This window comes from Agrobacterium sp. ST15.13.013, from assembly GCF_027956525.1.
GTDB lineage: Bacteria > Pseudomonadota > Alphaproteobacteria > Rhizobiales > Rhizobiaceae > Agrobacterium > Agrobacterium salinitolerans.
Map to the genome: position 1 here is coordinate 1 of NZ_JAQKGP010000073.1, position 1223 is coordinate 1223.

At 57.2% G+C, this 1223-nt stretch carries 1 protein-coding gene; it reads right to left on the minus strand.

The genetic code is table 11. The features are described from left to right. On the minus strand, positions 1-1223 hold a 1223-nt coding region (locus PL597_RS25910; protein ID WP_174033863.1), incomplete at both ends, for a hypothetical protein.

Here is a 1223-nt window from a genome sequence, read left to right on the forward strand (position 1 = left end):
GCGCCGATTGGCATAGAGCATGCGGACCTTTTCGGGATCTGCCTTGATATCCCTTTCGTAAGCATCCGCCATTGCTTTCAGCGCCGACCCGGCGTCCGCTTTCTCGACAAGGGAGCCGGTTGCGGCGAGCGTTTCCACGAGCTTCTTGTGATCGCCAGCCTGCAGGGCTTCCACCACAGATTTTTGACTGTCAGGCGTCCAATGTCCCGCCTCGTAGGGCGTTTGGTTCACCGGCTCCATTTGAACAGTAGGACTTTCCTCGCCACGTCCGGCCCTAAGTTCCTCGCGTTTCGCGATCCGGTCGATCGCGGCTGCGTAGTCCGGCGAGACTGGGAATTTGTCCTGATAGAGCTCGCTGCCAGGCTTGCTGAGTTGGCTGGCCAAGATGTGTCTGTCAGCCGTGTCGCTTTGCACGGTGAAAACCTGGGTTCGTTCGTCGGCCTTGCTCAACAGGGCGCTCGCGGCATTTGAGCCGAAAATGGCACTGTGCAAGACATAAACCTGATCGACGCGCCTGCCATCGTCGTGATTTCTGATTTCGTAGGCGGAGCCGATGATTGTCGTGGGCCCCTCAATCTTATAGCCCTTGACACCCCTGTCACCCGGCTCGCCGGTGCTGGCCTCGAAGGTCTTGCTCTGACTGCTGCCATCGGGTTTGAAGGTAACGGATTTGCCTTCGATCTTTTCGATCCGGCCGGCTTCACCGGCAATGAGATTCCTATAGCTGCTAGTGACGCTGAGCCTGTCACCGACCCTGAAACGGATATCCTTGTTGTTAAACGCCTTGAAGCTGACAGGGTCGCCACTCAGGCGACCGGATGCAAGGCCCTGCTTTTCGATCTCTTCGGCAAGCAAATCTACATGATCACGTTTGTTGGCGTAGAGAGCGCGGACTTTCTCGGGGTCCGCACTAATGTCTCTTTCATAAGTCTGCGCTATCGCTTTCAACGTTGATACGAGATTTGTGTTCTCAACAAGGGAGCCGGTTGCGGCTAGCGTTTCCACAAGCTTCTTGTGGTCGCCTGCCTGCAAGGCCTCGACGATTCTTTTCTGGTTATTGACTGCCGCATCGGCAGCGTCGGGCGGCGTTTGGGGCGCCAGGTCTATCGGGGCGGAAGTTTTCTCCTCGCCACGTGCCGCGACAACTTCCTGGCGTTTTGCAATCCGATCGATGGCGGCTGTGTAGTCCGGCAAGGCTGGGAATTTGTCCTGGTAGAGCTCGC